We start from the raw sequence: 15,395 nt of genomic DNA on the forward strand, positions 1-15,395 counted from the left end.
GGCTCGACACCGAAGCGCCCGACGCCACACCCCAGCCGCAGCCGGAGTGGGACGCCGAGGCCGAGGCCAGCGCGTACGCAGCCGCCGAGGCGGCCGTGACCGCGTTCCTGCGCACCGACCTGGACCCCCAGGCGTGGAGCGACGAGCTCGCTCCCCTGGTCACCCCGGACCTGCTCGACCTGCTCGACGGGACCGACCCCGCCGGCGGCGCCGGCGCGACCACCGTCACCGGCCCCGCCGTGCTCGACGGCGAGGTCACCTCACCGTTCGTCGCACGGGTGCGCGTGCCCACCGACGCCGGCGAGCTCGCCGTGGTCCTGACCCGAGCCGCCGACGGCGTCACGTGGCAGGCCGCCTCGATCAACCCCGCCTCATGAACAGCAGAGCCGGCGTAGCCGCAGCCGTCGCGGTCCCCCTCGTGCTGGTGGGCGGCGTCGCCGCGTTCCTCATGCTTGGATCGCCGTCGGACACCGACGTCGCCGGCGGCTCGTGCGAGGCGCCCGTGGTGCTCATCGACGGCGCCGAGCTGCCCGAGAGCATCGGCTCGTTCAGCGCCGTGCAGGTCCGCAACGCCGCCGTGATCGTCTCCCTCGCAGCCGAACGCGATCTACCGCCGTCGGCGGCCGCGATCGGCATCATGACCGCGATCACGGAATCTGGCCTGCGCAACCTGGCCAACGAGGGCAAGTTCGTCCGCCCGGCCAACTCTCGCGTGATGAGCGCGGCCGAGTGGGACCGCTGGCGCGCCGTGGCGATGCTGTCCCTGAACTACCCCAACGACGGCGCCGCCCCCGGCGACTGGGACTCCGTAGGCCTGTTCCAGGGCCGCCCCCAGGCCGGCTGGGGCGGGCAGGGCACCGACGAGGAAATCGTGCAGAACCTCCTCAACCCCGCCTACACCACCGGCCGGTTCCTCGATGAGCTCGTGACGGTCGAGGGCTGGGAGACGATGCCCGCGTGGAAGGCCGCACAGACGGTCCAGGTGTCCAAGTTCCCCATGGCCTACGACGCCCACTGGGAAGACGCCCAGCAGCTCACCCAGGCCCTCACCGGCACCGAAGTCACCTTCGAGGGATGCACCGGCGACCCCGGCGCCGCCAGCACCTACCCCGGGCTCGTGGCCGACAGCGGATGGGCCGCGCCCATCACCGGCGCCCGCTTCACCGGCGGGTTCGGAGACGTCCGCAACGGCTACACCCACATGGGCTCCGACTTCGCCGCACCCCTGGGAACGCCGATCTACGCCGCCGCCGACGGCCTGGTGACCCACACCAGCTGCAAGGGGTTCCAGGGCCGCTCACCGTGCAACGTGATGATCGACCACGGCACCGACGCCGACGGCGCCCGAATCCAGACGCTCTACGTCCACATGTACCCCGGACAGACCCACGTCGACATCGGCCAGACCGTCACCGCCGGCCAGCACATCGCCGACGTCGGCAACAACGGCCGCTCCACCGGCCCACACCTCCACTACGAGGTGTGGGTCAACGGCCAAGCCGTCAACGCCCTGCCCTACATGCGCAGCCAAGGAATCACTCTCCCGTGAGACGCGACACGCCGACCAGCCTCACGGATGCATCCCCGGCGGCGCGACAGTATGCATGCATGAGCGCTGTCAAGGGTCGCAAGGTGCGCGGTTCGGCGGGCGAGCCCGTCGTCCTCTTGCAGGGCCGCGTGATACCCGCGGCCCGCGACGCCGCCCGTGAGGCGGCTGACGAGCTAGGCATCAGCATCGCGGCCTACCTCGAAGCACTCGTGCTAGCCGACGCCGAGCAGCGCATGGTGCGCCCGCAGGCCCCTTACGTCCAGGAGGTGCTCCCCGTCAGCGCCTGACAGACAAAGAGAGGGCCGGCCCCGAAGGGCCGGCCCGAGTCCGAAGCGATTCACCCTCATGCTTGCCGGCCGGAGGTGACTCGTTCAGATCGACACACCCTGAGGTGTGTCTAACGCTGGGACCCACCATACCCACCTCCGTTGTAGAAATCGAGCGCTCGACACGCCCGCCCTCGCCCACCCTGGGCCAGGGCCGCCCACGTCGAGCCAGCCGTTTGACTGTTGCGTTGGACGAGCGGGCACGCCTGCTGAGCTCGCGTGAGTGCCTCGGTGTACCGAACGCGCTGCGCTTGCAGGAGCTGAGCCGGTTCGAGCCGGCACTCCTGCCCCGCTACCACCAGGACGACCGGGGCTGGAGCAACCGCACCCGCGGGTTTCACCAGCTCGCGAAGCCGGGAGCCTACGGACACATCCACACCTGGCACGGTCGAGACGACTGGCTCGACGTCGTCGTCCCCCTGGTGTGCCAGCTGCGTCGCGAGGTGCTGCGCAAGCACTCCGTCGGCCTGGACTTCATGCTCCGCTGGGCAGCCGCGAAGAGCGCCTACGCGCACCGCAGGACGGGGCGTCGGTGCATCGTTCGCCCCAAGATCCTCGCCGGCACGCTCTCGTGCGAGGAGCGTCAGGTCAAACGCGCCAACGCAGCCGCCCGCGAGCTCGGCCTCGAGGTCGTGGTCCTGCGGGGACGCATGCTCAACCAGGAAGAGTCCTACGCCTGCCGCCGGCGAGGATCTCGTCAACGCGGACTGGCCAGCGAGGTCGCTCTCACCGTTCCGCCCGCGGCTCGAGCTGCGATCGCGCAGGCACGCGCGTCTCGCTCATCGCAGGTGTCCACGAACGGGGCCAGCTGCCCGTGCTCTGTGGATTCAGACACCCCTACCAGTGGTCACTTACGTGACCACCTCCCCCACTTAAGAAGACATCACCCTTGCGCCTGCGGCACGAAGAAGGACGGCGCTGCGCGCCGCAGCCCCGACAGACGCGGTCGACGCACCAGCGAGGTTCTTCGACTCGCGCAGGAGGTCACACGAGTGATCCCGTGGCTTCGAGGGGAGTCCCCGCGGCGCCTCCTGGGAGCTCTACGGCCGTTTTCCGTCTCCTCCGCACCGTGGACAGCCGCCGACATCCAGTTCGCGATGGGAGCGCAGGCCCATCGCGCCGGTCGGCGCGCCTACCTCACCCGCTACCAGACCAAGGTCCCGTGGGCTTTGCTGCGTCACGTTCTGGCTCAGATCGACCCCTACGCCGACCACCCCCGACTACCCGAGATCGAGGAGAACAGGTGGACCCAACGCATCGACGCCGACCCCTGCGACACCCCCGACTGCGACGGCCACGGCTGGCACAACACCTCAGCCGGCGCCACCCCCTGCCCCGCCGCCAGATAGACGAAAGGCCCACCCAGTGTCGACACGTCCCGACCCCGGCACAGACCAGAGGCACGACGCTCAACTCCTGCACCATGCCGCCCACGAGGTCCGATCGATCACCCGGGCCATCGCAGGAGTGATCGACCTACTCCGCAGCGGCAGCCGAGTCCTCAACACCGCACGCGTGAGCAAAGAGCTCCTGGATCGCAGCCACGAACTGACGACGCTCTACGAGACACTCCAGGAGGCAGCAGGTGCTCTAGAGAACGACGATCGGATCGGTGCTCCCGGCGTCTCGATGCCCCTCGACGGCCGTATCTCGCCCCACCAGCTGGCGATGTTCGCCCGGGCGGCACGCCCAACCACTCAGCCTCATGGCCGCCCCAGCCACATCTACGCCTCCCACCCGCTTCAGGCCGAATACGAACGCTCGTTGAGAAGAGAGCTCGCAGGCAACGACGTCGGGGCTGCGACGTTCTGGACCGCCGTTGAGGCCACCCCATGCTCAGTCTGCGGCGCCGGCCCAGGAGCGACCTGCCGAACCCCAGCGGGCCACCCCGTCACCGCCTACCACTCCCCCAGACGGAAAGACGCCGCCAGCCGCCTACCCCGGGGATGAGCGCCGATTGCCCTGCAGAAAGGGTGCTCGCGGCGGGTTCCCCACCCAGTGTGGACGGCCCGAGCTATCGCCAGGGCTCCACCCGCCCACAGTGGGCACGGCACCCGCCGCGGCGGTTCTAAGGGTGGTTACGCCACTGTTACTGGCGTTTCGAGCGCTGCGCGCCCAAAAGGGAAATGCACCGGTGTGGGTTTGTGCTCCATGGGGGCGCCGAATCTAGCACGCCGGGGGCCCGTCATATCAAGGCACGTTCCGCGCTTTCGCGGCATATCCTCACTCGCTGCGCTCCCTCCGGTATTCCACGGTCGCTCCACTCTGCGGCCTTGACATGCCACCCCGCCGTACTAGATCGGGGGTGCCCCCTGAAGGTCAGGGGGAGGAGGGAGGTCAGTTCGATGACAACCGTTATCGAGCTGGCTACCGCAGTTGTCTCGTTAGTGACTGCGGTAGTTCTCCTCATCACCGCGCTGCGCAAGATCGGCAGCGAGGGACGCAAGGCTCGCCAGGCCCGCAGGGCCAAGCGGAGCCGCAAGCGTCTCGGCAGGTGAGGAGAGGGGCCGGAGGTGCATCAATCACCTCCGGCCCCGCCCTCTCACGCTAGACCCCCAGTCAACAGCGACAAGCTGCGGCCCTGCGGGCCGTGCCCGACGGTCGCTGCGCGCCCGGCAGTAGGCGCCTACGGCGCACGTTTTTTAGCCGTGAAGCCTTCGGCAGCATACGTTCGGCCACCCTGCGCGCAACCGCTTTCGCGGCATATCCTCCCTCGCTCCGCTGGCGCTCCACTCAGTCCGGTATTCCACGACGGTTGCACTCCGGGCGTCCTCTCTAGCGGCGACAAGTCGCCTTCACGGCAAAAAAACGTGGGGGAAGCGACAAGCGAAAGGCAACGACCATGACCACACTCACCACCGCGACCGGCAGCACCTACGCCACCTCCGACCGGATCGTGCTTCACCTGGGAGTTCAGCCCCGCGACCTGTTCGCGGTCACCCGCCAGGTGACCTCCGAACTGTCCGCAGCGGTCACGACCGAGGGCGACGGCTGGAACGCCTGGGGCGAGCCCGTGGGAGCCGACGCCAACGACCCGAGCACCCTGCACGTCGTCGCGGACCTCGACCGCGTGGAGGGCATCGAGGCCGACGTCGCCGCCGTCGTGACGCGGCTCTACAGCGAGGGTCTGGTGCAGGTGTCCACCGACCGCTGGCACACCGTGGCCGCCCTGTCCGCTTTCGAGGACTGGAGCGAGGAGGCCGGCGGCCTGGCGTGGTTCCACACCCCCGGCCAGGACGTCACCCAGCACCGCTACCCCGAGCCCACGACCCACTGACCCCGAGCCGGTCGGGGCACACCGCCCCGACCGGCTCCAACGCCACTGTTACCACCCTTGGAGGAAAAATGAGCACCACTGGACTAACCACCGGCCGCGCGGTCTACGCCCTGGCCGCAGGCGAGCGGGGCACGTGCCTGGCCCCCGGCATCATCACCCGCCGATTCCAGGGCGAGCGCGACACGTTCGTGACCGTGCGCTACCTCCGCCCCGTACGCGGCGACGTCGAGCACACCTACGGCCTGGCCCACGATTGCGTCACCCCTCGCGAGAAGGCGACCTACGGCGCCGCCGACGAGTGCATCGACTGCGGCAGCCACACCGCCGCCCCCCACGCCCCCGCGTGCCCGTTCGCCTGACCCGTTCTAACACCACTGTTACCACCCTTGGAGGACAAATGCGCACCACCGCGATTCTCGGCCCCGTCACCCGCCGTCCGTACCCCGCGATCGACACCGGCGAGCGCTGGAACGGCTCCCCCGTTGTCGGCTTCACGTCCGCGACCATGCTCGATTTCATCCACAAGGGCGACGGCCGCGACGCCAACGGCGAGGGAATCCAGATCCGCGACGGGCTCGTGTTCGACCGCAGCGCCGACGACGAGGGCGACGGCGAGCCCGTGCCGGTCGTGATCGCCGCGTACGAGGGCCAGGGGGTCGCGCTCTTCGTCCCCACAGGCCGAGTGTGGGAGGAGGTCGCCAGCGGCTACACGAGCGAGGACGGGTGCCGCGCGTGCGGGGCGCACATCTCCGAGCCCCACTCCCCCGCCTGCCCCGCCGCCTGACCCAGGCAGCCCGGCCCCGAGAGGGGCCGGGCGAGGGGTCGGCCCCCTCGCGCTCCCCCGGCCCGGCCACGAACTCACCGCGGCTCGCGACCATTCCGGAGGAGCCCAAGGCCACGGATCGACCATTGACCGCAGTTGGTTCTAACGGTACTGTTAGAACACATAGCCGGAAGGAAGTTCCGAATGTTCACCGTCACCGTCTACAGCAAGCCCAACTGCGTGCAGTGCACCGCGACCACGCGGGCGCTCGACAAGCACGGCGTCAGCTACCAGGTGAAGGACCTCACCGCCCCCGAGCAGGCCGACATGCTCGCCTACGTCACCGAGGAGCTGGGCTGCGCCCAGGCCCCCGTCGTGGTCGTGGACGGCGACGACGACAACCACTGGGCCGGCTTCCGCCCCGACCGCATCAAGGCACTTTCCCTCGTCCCGTGAAGCACCTCTAACGATTCCATCACCCCCAACGCCACTGTTAGAAGTCGCGTAGCGCCCGGCACTAACGGTACTGTTAGCACCCTTGGAGGTAACACCTATGACAGCTCGCATCCTGGCCCTGTGCAACCAGAAGGGCGGAGTCGGCAAGAGCACCACCACGTTCCATCTCGCCCGTGCCGCCGTCACGCGCGGCCGCCGCGTGCTCGTGGTCGATCTGGACCCGCAGGGCAACCTGACCGCCGTCGCGGCCGCCGAGGAGGTCGCGGGGGACCAGGCCGGCCTGGCCGACGCCCTCAGCGCACGCACGAGCGAGACGCTGCGCGACGTGATCGTGCCGGGGGTGTGGGACGGGCTCGACGTCGTGCCGACCGCCGGCGTGACTCTCGGCGTCGTGCGCGATGAGCTCGTGATCGCCGGCGCCGGCCGAGAGGGCCGCCTGCGCGAGGCCCTGGCCGAGGTCCGCGAGGACTACGACCTGATCCTGATCGACTGCGCCCCGAGCCTGGACCAGCTCACCATCAACGGCCTAACGGCCGCCGACGGCGTCGTGATCGTCACCCACAGCAAGCAGTGGTCCCTCTCCGGCCTCTCGCAGCTGCTCGACACGATCGACAACGTGCGCCGCTACTACGCGCCCTCCCTGACGATCGCCGGCGTGATCGTCAACCAGCACGAGGAACGCACCATCTCCGGTCAGACCTGGCTCGAGGAGCTGCAAGCCGCCGGCCAGGCCCGAGGGTTCCCCGTCCTGCTCCCACCGATCCCCAAGCGCGTGGTCATCGCGGACGCGACCGAGGCAGCCCGCGGACTGGACCAGTGGAACAGCCCCGAGGCCCACGCCCTGGCGACCACCTACGGCGACCACCTGACCGCGATCGAAGGAGCCCGAGCATGACCAGCAACCGCCCCACCCCTCGCCGTTCCTCCCTCGCCGGCACCAGCCCCGTAGCACCCGCACCCGTCGAGACAGCACCGCCCACCGCTACGGCGCCGCCGGCGCCCGCCGTCGAGGCGACGGCGCCCGAGGCGGCGCCGGCCGGCGCCCGTCCCGCTCGACGTGGCAGCGGCGGGAACAAGGTCAGCTTCTACCAGCCGGCCGAGGACGCCGCCCGGATGCGTGCGGCTCTGCTCAACACCCAGGCGCAGACCGGGGTGCGGGGCCTGTCGGACTTCATCGCTCGCGCCTGCCTGGCCGAGGTCGAGCGGTTGGAGCGCGAGTACAACGCCGGCCAGGCGTGGGACCCGATCGGCCCCGGCCAGATACCCACCGGCCGCCCGATGGGGGAGTGACCGGCAACCCCGCCGGCCTGTCAGACCCGAGTGATAGGAGAGGCACCATGAGCGAGAACCCGAAGGAGGACCACGAGCTGATCGCCGCCCTCGCCCTGGGGCTGCGCGATGCCGAGAGGGCCGGCTAGGCCGGCCGAGCACGCCGGATCGCCGCGACCCTCGTGCAGGAGGTCCACACCGCCGTCGCGCTGCCCTACGACACCACCCTGGACGTCGAGGCGCCCACGCTGGTGCACACGGAAGCCTGCATCGACACCGGCGCGCTGCGGGAGCTCCTGGGGCAGCAGGGGTGAAGCGCCTGCCCGGGCAATCGCCCGAGGCCCTGGCAGCACGTGACGCGCTACGGGCGTACCTGCGCGCCCAGGAGGCCGCCCCCGACCTCTACGACCGCGCCGTGGTGCTGGAAGAGCTCGTGCAGGAGTTCTACGACCACACCAAGTTCCGCGCCCCCGGCGGCGCAGGGCTCGACGGCCGTGACGGCCCCGAGCGGCACGCCGTCGGCGCCGTGCGGGACGCGGCCCGCGCCTGGCGCGAAGAGCTGCGAGCCCAGCGCCGAGCCGAACGAGCCACCCGCAACTGACCCTGACCGGGATAGGGCGTCGTTTCCCATAGCCAGCGGCCCGGCGAGCGGGGAGAGGTGTCCAGGGTCGGGCACCGCCCGATCACGCAGTGACGCGCAGCGCCCTTGACGCCCGACGTCGCTCGCGGACGATGAGCGGCCCGGAAACGCCACCGACGCCTACCCTGCATCTGTGCGCGCGACCGTCACCGTGACTACCGCCCCGAGGGCCCTCGCGCCCGGCCCGGTGGACTACGGCCACGTGAGCGCGACGGCGGAGAGCTACGAGGCCGCACGCGATGACGCGCTCGCGCGCGTGCCCGAGGGCCGGCGTGCGGTCGCGATCCGCGTCGAGCGGACCTGAGGCGCGTCGGTCCTCGCCACGCGGTTCGTACGCGTGTTCGACTTGGGGTGTGACAGGTGAAGGCCGTTACCCCGATCAGGTGCCGATGCGTGAGGGACCGATCCGGCTACCGCCGGCCGCGTACGGGGGACCGGTGCGACGGTGTGATGAGCCGATCCCGGTCCGGGTGTGGATACCCCGAGCTCGGTTCGGCTGGACGCAGTTCGACGGCGAGGCCGACGAGTGGACCGACGTCGCCGTGCACGTGACCTACCGGGATGAGCACTACCGCACCGGCCGAGCGTGGGTGTGGGCCGGCGCCGTCACCCGGCGCTAGGTCAGCGATCGTCCGGGCCTGGCGTCGCGATCAAGGCGTGGGCCGGTGGGACACAATCGGAGGTGTCGCTGACCCAGCACGTGGACGATAAGACCTCTCCCGTCCGCCGCTTCTTCGAAGAGCGCTTCCCTCACGTCGGAGAGCTGAAGTATGCCGACGTGAGCACGCCGCCGAGCGTCATCGCTGGCCCGTTGGGGCCACTCACGATCACGGACCTGGCCGCGTTCTCGCCCGGTCGCGCCGTCGCGCTCCCGGTCGACGGCGAGGGCTATCCCTGGCGCGTGGCCGGCACGGCTTTCGACTACCGCTTGCGGTTGGAGCTCGGACCGCTGGACCTCAGCACCACAACGGCGTTCCAGGGCTGGGACGACAAGATGCGCCGACCGCAGGGGGCGCGCTGCCGACTCCGGCTGGTTGCAGCTCGTCACGGCCCTCGATGCCCTGCACCACCAACTACTCACCCGCGGACTCGACGTCGACCAGGAGCGCGAGCTGGCGCGTCTGTGCGGGGTCCTGGCTCTGTACGAACAGGCCTACCGCATGGGAGGCATCCTCAATCCGAAGGTGGGAGACCTGCCGATCTGGCAACTGCCACCCGGCGCGCCCCTGCCGGAGCTGCTGGCACTCATTGACGGCCGACTCGCGGACGACGTGAGCGCACTGATTGCCCTCGCGCGCGATCGCGCTCCTGCGCTGGTCCGCCCCACCTCGTTCACCGGCAATCCGTCCTTCGCCCGCAGCCGCGACCTCCGAGGAGCCGACGGCGACCTCGTGACAGACGGCACGCTGATCGAGGTCAAGTGTGTTCAGACCGCCGCGCTGGGACGCCGGTACGGCTGGCAGGTGCTCGGCTACCTCCTGGCCGATACCGACGACCGGCATGCCATCACAGCGGTGGGTTGGTACTTCGCGCGCCAGGGCTACCTGTGGTCCTTCTCCGTCGAGGAGTTCCTAACCCGGTTGGCCGGCCGTCCGGTGAACATCGAGGAAGCCCGCGCCGAGTTCGCGCAGGTGTGCGCCGCCGTCGCACCGCGGCGCCGAGCACCCACCCCGCCAGAACCGGGTTCAGTGCAGCGGGCGGTGCAGCTTCACCCGCCGGCGAGTGGCCGAGGCAAGTGGCACATGACCGCCGAGGACGTGCCCTGGATCGCACACGGGACCTACCCGCCAGACGACCTCAGCTCGCCCGCCTGCGGAACCAGCGCGACGCTCAACCTCGACGCCGAACCCCTGTCGCCGCCGGTGGGTACCAGCCAGGCCGACGTCGCACCTCAGGCGTGCCGACGATGCCTTCTGTACTCCGAAGAGTTCTACGCAAACCGTCCCGACTAGCGCCGGAAACGATCGTCACCGGCCTGCTGGTGCGGACTGTCGCGGGGTAGCGCCTCTCGGGGGTGGTGCAGGGTCGCCCAGGCACCAGGTGGCACCGCACGTGCGGCAGGCCAGTTGCTTCGTGGGGCCGTCCGCGTCGCGGCAGCGCTCAACCCACTGGTGAGCGCACCACGGCTGTCCTGCTCGCTCCCACCGTCGCTGCGTCCCCTGTGGCCCCATGGCCGTCGAGGCTAGCGGCGGACTCGACGCCGCGGGGGAATAGGTCGTTGGCGAGTCTCCACAGGTAGCCGGAATCGATCGTTTACCGGTCAGGGATGGTTGGGGGCGGAGCGGTGATGGCCCTGGGTTTAGACGCGCACGCCGCCGGAGACCTCGATGCGTTCACCGGTGACCCACCGCAGGTCGGTGCAGAGCAGGGCGCGCACGGCGTCGGCGATTTCTTGGGGGTCGCCCACTCTTCCCAGGGCGGTGTTGTCTGAAAGGAACGCCCGCACGTTGTGGTCGTCCCGCATGGCGCCACCGTTGAAGTCGGTGGCGGTGGGCCCGGGAGCCAGGGCGTTGACCCGGATACCTCGCGGACCGAGCTCGTGCGCCAGGTTGCGCGAGAGGGTGTCGAGCGCGGCTTTGGAAGCGGCATAGGCGGCCATCCCGGTGCCCACCTGCTGGGAGGCCGAGGAGGTGATGTTCACGATCGCGCCACCGTCGCACAGGATCGGCGCTATCGCCTGTGTGAGCAGGAAAGGGCCGCGCACGTTCGTGCGCCACAGGGCCTCGAGGTCGTCAGGCGTGATGGTGTCCAGCGGTCCAAAGCGTCCGACACCGGCGTTGTTGACCAGGGCATCGACGGTCCGCCGGCCCCAGAGGGTCTGGGTGGTGTCGGGGACCGCGGTGGCGAAGGAGGTGATGGAGTCGATGCTGGCGACGTCGAGCTGGAGGGATGTGGCCTCGTGGCCCGTCGCGCGGATCTGAGCGACGATCTCTTCGACCGGCTTGGGGTCTGACCGGTAGGTGGCGATGACGGCGGTTCCGGCGCTGGCCAGGGTGGCCGCAATGTGGCGCCCCAGTCCGCGGGTCGCCCCGGTCACGATGGCAATCTTCATGTGGTCGTTCCCTTCGCGGCTGTGACGTTCTGGGTGTTCGTCACGGCTTAGTTGTGCCTCTAGCTCACCCGGGCCGCGACGATGCCGCCGTCGACGTCCAGGATGGTGCCGTGCACGTAGGCCGCCTCGTCTGAGGCCAGGAACCGCACAGCGTGCGCGATGTCGATGACGCTCCCGGGCTTGCCTGCCGGTGAGGGCGCCGTCAGCGTTTCCAGGATCTCGACCGTGGCCTGGTTGCCGGGGGTGATGGTCGCACCGGGTGCCACTGCGTTCACGCGAACCCCGTCGGGACCGTACTCGGCGGCCCAGGCCCGGGTGAGCTGTTCCAGGGCGGCCTTCGTGGCGGGGTACATCCCCACGCCCGGCGTGCCGATATGGGCCATCCAGGAGGTGATGTTGATGATCGCGCCGCGGCCTCGCTCGACCATCCCGGGGGCGAGCGCGCCCACCAGGTCGTGCGGAACGCGCACGTTGGTGGCCAGGAGTGCAGCGACGTCCTCGTCGGGAAGGGAAGCGGTCGGGCCCACGGGGAAGATTCCGGCGTTGTTGACGAGGATGTCGACGCTTCCACCCAGGGCCTGGCTCGCGCGTGCGGCGAAGTCACGGACCGCAGCGGGGCTCGCGGCCAGATCAGCCGTCAGCGCCGTGGCGCGGCCGCCGGCTGTGGTGATGGCGTCGGCCACCGACCCGGTTCGCTCGGCGTCTCGCCCGTGGACCAGGACATGTGCACCGGAGGCAGCCAGGACGTGCGCGATGGCTTCCCCGATCCCGCTCGAGGACCCGGTGATGATGGCGGTGCGGCCGACGAGACGCTCATCGCGCGGCAGATCGGTCAGGACGGAGGGGGTGTTGTCATGCCTCCACGATCCCCGCTCTCGCGTGCGCGGGATTGCCCGATCCGGTCAACTTCTTGCCCGTCGGGTTGGATGGGGCAATGGATACCCGCGCCGCGGCGAGCTTGGAGCGCTCTGCTGAGCGAGTCCGGCACCACATCGACCACCCCCACCGAGCCGCGAAGCTCGGGCTGCTGCTGGGACGGACCCTGACGCCTACCCCGATGCTGTTCGTGCGCTACCCGCCGTCGTTGTCGTTGGTGCTGACCGGTCGCAAGCTATCGGGAGACGACGAGCTGGGCCATCAGGAGTGGGGGCCGGACCGGTTTCTGATCACCCCAGTAGATCTACCGCTGATCGCGCGCGTGCTCGAGGTCGGTCAGCAGGGGGACTTTTTGTCGGTGAACTGGCGTCTTGACCCCGCTGTAGTGGTGGAGGTCGCGGCGCAGCTGCCCCGGCAACGCGGCGATGACCAGCCAGCGCGCCTCGGGACGATGACCTACGAGCTCGCCGATGCAGTCGAACGGCTCCTGACACTGCTGGACGCACCCCAGGAGGCGGCGGTCCTTGCACCGCTGCTGAGCAGGGAGATCGTCCTGCGGCTGCTGCAAAGCGATCAGGCTCCACGTCTACTCGCCGCCGCCGAGCACGCCCGGGCCGACGTCGTCGGTGCCGCGATCGCGCGTATGGACCAGGCGCTGGCTGATCCCTGGACCGTCGAGAGCATCGCGTCCGCGGCCGGGACCAGCCCGGCCACGCTGCGACGCCGCTTTCGTGAGCTGACCGGGCTCACCCCCATGCACTACCTCAAGCGGCTACGCCTGGGGGAGGCCCGGCGGGCCATGGTCGTCGACGGACTCTCCGCTGCCCAGGCCAGCGTGCGGGTCGGCTACCTCAGCGCCTCGCACTTCTCGCGTGACTACCGGGCCACTTACGGGCGCCCGCCGGGTGCTGATGGCACGGCCCTACGAGCTCAACTACGTGCCGGATGACACCGTGGGGTGCAGCTTGTTGGCGGGTCGGGCGAGATTCAGCTTGTCGTTCAGTGGATCGTTCACGTCACACCGCCGCCAGCGTCACCATCTACGAACGGACTGGGTCCCCACCATCTGCGCGTCTGTAGGGACAGCGATCGTCGTAGCCAGCAGTATCGCGACCATCAACGCCTACACCCGCTGCCGACACCGCTGACCCTGCGTCCCGAAAGGTCGTGACGTGCCGTGGGTGAGACGAAGTGGTTCACATTGGCTTATGCCTACCCTCGACGCATGCGCACCTGGTACGAGGACGTCGTGGGACGTTTCGTCGCGGAGCGGTTCCCCGATGCGACAAGCGTGATCGTCGCTGGCAGCACCGTGCGTAACGAGCGGACGGCGTCGAGCGATGTCGACCTGTTGCTGCTCGGCCCTGACGGGTTCCTAGCCGACGGTGCCGACTCGCTCGCCGCCACGTACGCCCACGAGGGCGAGGCGGTCGAGGTGTTCGCATACACGCCCGTGGGCTTCGAGCGGTGGGCGCAGCGCGGCGTCGAGCAGTGGCGGCCCGTAATCGTGCGGATGCTGCTCGAGGGTCGGGTGCTCGCCGGCGACGAGGTATTGGAGCAGCTCCGCGAACGCTGGGCCGAGACGTACGACCGCGGCCCTCAGCCCGAAGACGCCGACGTCAACCTCCTGCGCTATGCCATCACCGACCTCGTCGACGATCTCGCCGACGTGACCGACGACGTTGAGCGCCGCGTGGTCGCAGCCGAGCTGCTGCGACAGGTCGCGTCCCTCGCGCTCATTACTAACCACCGCTGGATCGGCACCGGCAAACACCTCTCCCGCGAACTGCGTCGATGGGATGCGGTGCGCGCAGCTCGCCTGACCGACCCGTACGTCGCCGGCGACTTCGACGCCTTCCATGCCGCAGCGGCCGCCGAGCTCGAAAGCGCGGGCGGACGACTCCGGACAGGCTTCACGCGCTGAGCCTCCCGTACGTCGCCATCGGCCAGGCCGGCTCGACCATCAGCGGACGCGAGCTCCGCGCAGGTCGGCGTCCGCAAACGGTCGGCTGCGCACGTCCGCCGGCCGCCGCGAGACACGCCGGCGGGGGAGTGTCCACAACCCGTGTACGAATCTTTCCGCTTGTCGGCCGCGGTGAGCACGAGTTTCCGCTCGTCCCAGACCACACTCTCAACAGTGGTAACAGTGATGTTAGATCCGGTCGCCGGAGAGGGGGAGCCGCAACCTCTCGTCCGATCGGCGCGCGAGCGAAGTTCCCAGCCAGGGCACAACCTGAGCCCAGGAAAGGGAAAAGCAAACGTGCGGTCGTAGCATGGCGGGATGTCGTCGATGGCTGATGTTGAGGCGCTTGTGCCGCCTTTGCCGGTGCGGACGGTGCTGTGGCGCACCCAGGCACCGTTCCTGGTGACACTCGCGGTAGCGCTGGTGGCCGGCGCCGTGACTGAGGCGGGGCCGACGTGGCCGTATGTGGCGGCGGGGGTGGCGGCGGCATGCGCGACAGCTGCGACGGGTCTTCTGGTCTCCCGGTTGGGGGAGGGGGTCTTGATCGGTGGTGCGGTGGTGCACATGGTGGTGGTGGCGGGGGTGGATTACGCGTCGTGGCCCACGACTCCCTCAATGGTGGGTCTGATGATGCTGCCGGCGCTGCACCTGAGCTACGGATTCAGGGCGCGCCGTGGCCCGTATCTCTTGGCGGTCGGGGTTCCCCCGATCCTGACGGCTCTCGCGCTGGGGTCGAGCAGGGCTGTGGCGGCGACGTGGGCCAGTGCGGCTGTCCAGATCCTGGCCCTCGTCGCGGTGGCCACGGTGGTGTACCTGTCGGCCCGGCACGCCTGGCTTCAGCGCGTCCAGCTTCAACAGGCACTGCTGGAGGCGCGGGCGGCGGTCAACACCGCGCAGGTGGTCGCCGATGCGATCGAGACCGGGGTGACCTACTACGACACCGCCGGCAGGGTGGAGGTCCGCAACAAGGCGATGACCGGCTTCGCTCAGCGTGCCGGCTACGACGCCGAGACCGTGAGCGCGCAGCACATCTACCAGTCCGACCAGGTCACACCCGTGGACCTCGGTGAGCAGCCCATGGAGCGGATGCTGCGAGGCGACATGGTCGATCACGACCTGTTCTACCTCGGTCCGCCCGGTGACCAGCGAGCCGTCACCTTCACCACCACGAAGCTCGACGGTCTCGCCGGCCCCGCCGGGTGGGTGCTGGCAGCTCATGACGTC

The 15,395-nt window shown here is 69.7% G+C and carries 21 protein-coding genes; 19 read left to right on the forward strand and 2 right to left on the reverse strand.

Going from position 1 to position 15,395, the window contains the following annotated elements:
* The first annotated feature begins 95 nt into the window (after window positions 1–95).
* The 16 genes from QQK22_RS18140 to QQK22_RS18210 all read left to right on the forward strand — a co-directional run bounded on the left by QQK22_RS18140 (window position 96) and on the right by QQK22_RS18210 (window position 10,232).
* Complete coding sequence (locus QQK22_RS18140) at window positions 96–377, forward strand: hypothetical protein (protein ID WP_284252932.1); 282 nt, start codon at window positions 96–98, stop codon at window positions 375–377.
* Entirely contained in the window at window positions 374–1,549 is a 1,176-nt protein-coding gene (locus QQK22_RS18145) for a M23 family metallopeptidase (RefSeq protein WP_284252935.1), read from the forward strand. Before QQK22_RS18140 ends, QQK22_RS18145 begins: the two co-directional genes overlap by 4 nt.
* A gap of 59 nt (window positions 1,550–1,608) precedes the next feature.
* Window positions 1,609–1,836: a hypothetical protein gene (locus QQK22_RS18150; RefSeq protein ID WP_284252936.1), complete on the forward strand. Its 228-nt coding sequence runs from the start codon at window positions 1,609–1,611 to the stop codon at window positions 1,834–1,836.
* Window positions 1,837–2,126: 290 nt separating this feature from the next.
* Window positions 2,127–3,224: a hypothetical protein gene (locus QQK22_RS18155; RefSeq protein WP_284252938.1), complete on the forward strand. Its 1,098-nt coding sequence runs from the start codon at window positions 2,127–2,129 to the stop codon at window positions 3,222–3,224.
* 319 nt (window positions 3,225–3,543) lie between these two features.
* Window positions 3,544–3,825: a zinc finger domain-containing protein gene (locus QQK22_RS19480; protein ID WP_431310202.1), complete on the forward strand. Its 282-nt coding sequence runs from the start codon at window positions 3,544–3,546 to the stop codon at window positions 3,823–3,825.
* Window positions 3,826–4,717: 892 nt separating this feature from the next.
* On the forward strand, window positions 4,718–5,152 hold the full coding sequence (locus tag QQK22_RS18160; protein ID WP_284252940.1) for a hypothetical protein: 435 nt from the start codon (window positions 4,718–4,720) through the stop codon (window positions 5,150–5,152).
* A 68-nt stretch (window positions 5,153–5,220) separates the two neighbouring features.
* Window positions 5,221–5,511, forward strand: coding sequence for a hypothetical protein (locus tag QQK22_RS18165; protein ID WP_284252942.1), 291 nt, complete (start codon window positions 5,221–5,223; stop codon window positions 5,509–5,511).
* 38 nt (window positions 5,512–5,549) lie between these two features.
* Window positions 5,550–5,936 (forward strand): hypothetical protein, encoded by a 387-nt coding sequence (locus tag QQK22_RS18170; RefSeq protein WP_284252944.1) that lies wholly within the window; start codon window positions 5,550–5,552, stop codon window positions 5,934–5,936.
* A 183-nt stretch (window positions 5,937–6,119) separates the two neighbouring features.
* Entirely contained in the window at window positions 6,120–6,371 is a 252-nt protein-coding gene (nrdH, locus tag QQK22_RS18175; protein WP_284252946.1) for a glutaredoxin-like protein NrdH, read from the forward strand.
* 97 nt (window positions 6,372–6,468) lie between these two features.
* Window positions 6,469–7,266, forward strand: a complete 798-nt coding sequence (locus tag QQK22_RS18180; protein ID WP_284252948.1) for a ParA family protein — start codon at window positions 6,469–6,471, stop codon at window positions 7,264–7,266.
* Window positions 7,263–7,661 (forward strand): ParB family protein, encoded by a 399-nt coding sequence (locus QQK22_RS18185; protein ID WP_284252950.1) that lies wholly within the window; start codon window positions 7,263–7,265, stop codon window positions 7,659–7,661. The genes QQK22_RS18180 and QQK22_RS18185 overlap by 4 nt, the downstream gene beginning before the upstream one ends.
* A 161-nt stretch (window positions 7,662–7,822) precedes the next feature.
* The gene (locus QQK22_RS18190) at window positions 7,823–7,954 is read left to right on the forward strand and encodes a hypothetical protein (protein WP_284252952.1); all 132 of its coding nucleotides are present in this window, start codon (window positions 7,823–7,825) and stop codon (window positions 7,952–7,954) included.
* Window positions 7,951–8,241: a hypothetical protein gene (locus tag QQK22_RS18195; RefSeq protein ID WP_284252954.1), complete on the forward strand. Its 291-nt coding sequence runs from the start codon at window positions 7,951–7,953 to the stop codon at window positions 8,239–8,241. The genes QQK22_RS18190 and QQK22_RS18195 overlap by 4 nt, the downstream gene beginning before the upstream one ends.
* Before the next feature lie 172 nt (window positions 8,242–8,413).
* Window positions 8,414–8,584, forward strand: coding sequence for a hypothetical protein (locus QQK22_RS18200; protein WP_284252956.1), 171 nt, complete (start codon window positions 8,414–8,416; stop codon window positions 8,582–8,584).
* Between the two features lie 166 nt (window positions 8,585–8,750).
* Window positions 8,751–8,900, forward strand: coding sequence for a hypothetical protein (locus tag QQK22_RS18205; RefSeq protein ID WP_284252958.1), 150 nt, complete (start codon window positions 8,751–8,753; stop codon window positions 8,898–8,900).
* A 414-nt stretch (window positions 8,901–9,314) separates the two neighbouring features.
* Window positions 9,315–10,232 (forward strand): hypothetical protein, encoded by a 918-nt coding sequence (locus QQK22_RS18210; RefSeq protein WP_284253006.1) that lies wholly within the window; start codon window positions 9,315–9,317, stop codon window positions 10,230–10,232.
* 347 nt (window positions 10,233–10,579) lie between these two features.
* Here the strand turns inward: QQK22_RS18210 and QQK22_RS18215 are convergent, their stop codons facing one another.
* Together QQK22_RS18215 and QQK22_RS18220 are read right to left on the reverse strand one after the other, a co-directional pair.
* Window positions 10,580–11,332: an SDR family NAD(P)-dependent oxidoreductase gene (locus tag QQK22_RS18215; RefSeq protein ID WP_284252962.1), complete on the reverse strand. Its 753-nt coding sequence runs from the start codon at window positions 11,330–11,332 to the stop codon at window positions 10,580–10,582.
* A gap of 59 nt (window positions 11,333–11,391) precedes the next feature.
* Window positions 11,392–12,168 carry an SDR family NAD(P)-dependent oxidoreductase gene (locus QQK22_RS18220; protein ID WP_284252987.1) on the reverse strand — a complete coding sequence of 259 codons (777 nt, stop codon included), beginning with the start codon at window positions 12,166–12,168 and terminating at the stop codon, window positions 11,392–11,394.
* A 98-nt stretch (window positions 12,169–12,266) separates the two neighbouring features.
* On the opposite strand from QQK22_RS18220, the gene QQK22_RS18225 reads away from it, so the two are divergent.
* The 3 genes from QQK22_RS18225 to QQK22_RS18235 form a co-directional block, all read left to right on the forward strand.
* Window positions 12,267–13,157: an AraC family transcriptional regulator gene (locus QQK22_RS18225; RefSeq protein ID WP_284252965.1), complete on the forward strand. Its 891-nt coding sequence runs from the start codon at window positions 12,267–12,269 to the stop codon at window positions 13,155–13,157.
* A gap of 276 nt (window positions 13,158–13,433) precedes the next feature.
* Window positions 13,434–14,132: a nucleotidyltransferase domain-containing protein gene (locus QQK22_RS18230; RefSeq protein WP_284252967.1), complete on the forward strand. Its 699-nt coding sequence runs from the start codon at window positions 13,434–13,436 to the stop codon at window positions 14,130–14,132.
* A gap of 366 nt (window positions 14,133–14,498) precedes the next feature.
* Window positions 14,499–15,395: hypothetical protein (locus QQK22_RS18235; protein ID WP_284253008.1), on the forward strand; the 897-nt coding region annotated here is incomplete at its 3' end.

Source organism: Litorihabitans aurantiacus (assembly GCF_030161595.1).
Classification (GTDB): Bacteria; Actinomycetota; Actinomycetes; order Actinomycetales; family Beutenbergiaceae; genus Litorihabitans; species Litorihabitans aurantiacus.

Excerpts from the sequence above, each read along its gene's own strand:
- QQK22_RS18225 (WP_284252965.1), top strand. The coding sequence starts at position 12,267 with ATGGATACCCGCGCCGCGGCGAGCTTGGAGCGCTCTGCTGAGCGAGTC.
- nrdH (WP_284252946.1), top strand. The coding sequence starts at position 6,120 with ATGTTCACCGTCACCGTCTACAGCAAGCCCAACTGCGTGCAGTGCACC.
- QQK22_RS18160 (WP_284252940.1), top strand. The coding sequence starts at position 4,718 with ATGACCACACTCACCACCGCGACCGGCAGCACCTACGCCACCTCCGAC.
- QQK22_RS18180 (WP_284252948.1), top strand. The coding sequence starts at position 6,469 with ATGACAGCTCGCATCCTGGCCCTGTGCAACCAGAAGGGCGGAGTCGGC.
- QQK22_RS18185 (WP_284252950.1), top strand. The coding sequence starts at position 7,263 with ATGACCAGCAACCGCCCCACCCCTCGCCGTTCCTCCCTCGCCGGCACC.
- QQK22_RS18215 (WP_284252962.1), bottom strand. The coding sequence starts at position 11,332 with ATGAAGATTGCCATCGTGACCGGGGCGACCCGCGGACTGGGGCGCCAC.
- QQK22_RS18165 (WP_284252942.1), top strand. The coding sequence starts at position 5,221 with ATGAGCACCACTGGACTAACCACCGGCCGCGCGGTCTACGCCCTGGCC.
- QQK22_RS18170 (WP_284252944.1), top strand. The coding sequence starts at position 5,550 with ATGCGCACCACCGCGATTCTCGGCCCCGTCACCCGCCGTCCGTACCCC.
- QQK22_RS19480 (WP_431310202.1), top strand. The coding sequence starts at position 3,544 with ATGTTCGCCCGGGCGGCACGCCCAACCACTCAGCCTCATGGCCGCCCC.
- QQK22_RS18145 (WP_284252935.1), top strand. The coding sequence starts at position 374 with ATGAACAGCAGAGCCGGCGTAGCCGCAGCCGTCGCGGTCCCCCTCGTG.
- QQK22_RS18230 (WP_284252967.1), top strand. The coding sequence starts at position 13,434 with ATGCGCACCTGGTACGAGGACGTCGTGGGACGTTTCGTCGCGGAGCGG.
- QQK22_RS18150 (WP_284252936.1), top strand. The coding sequence starts at position 1,609 with ATGAGCGCTGTCAAGGGTCGCAAGGTGCGCGGTTCGGCGGGCGAGCCC.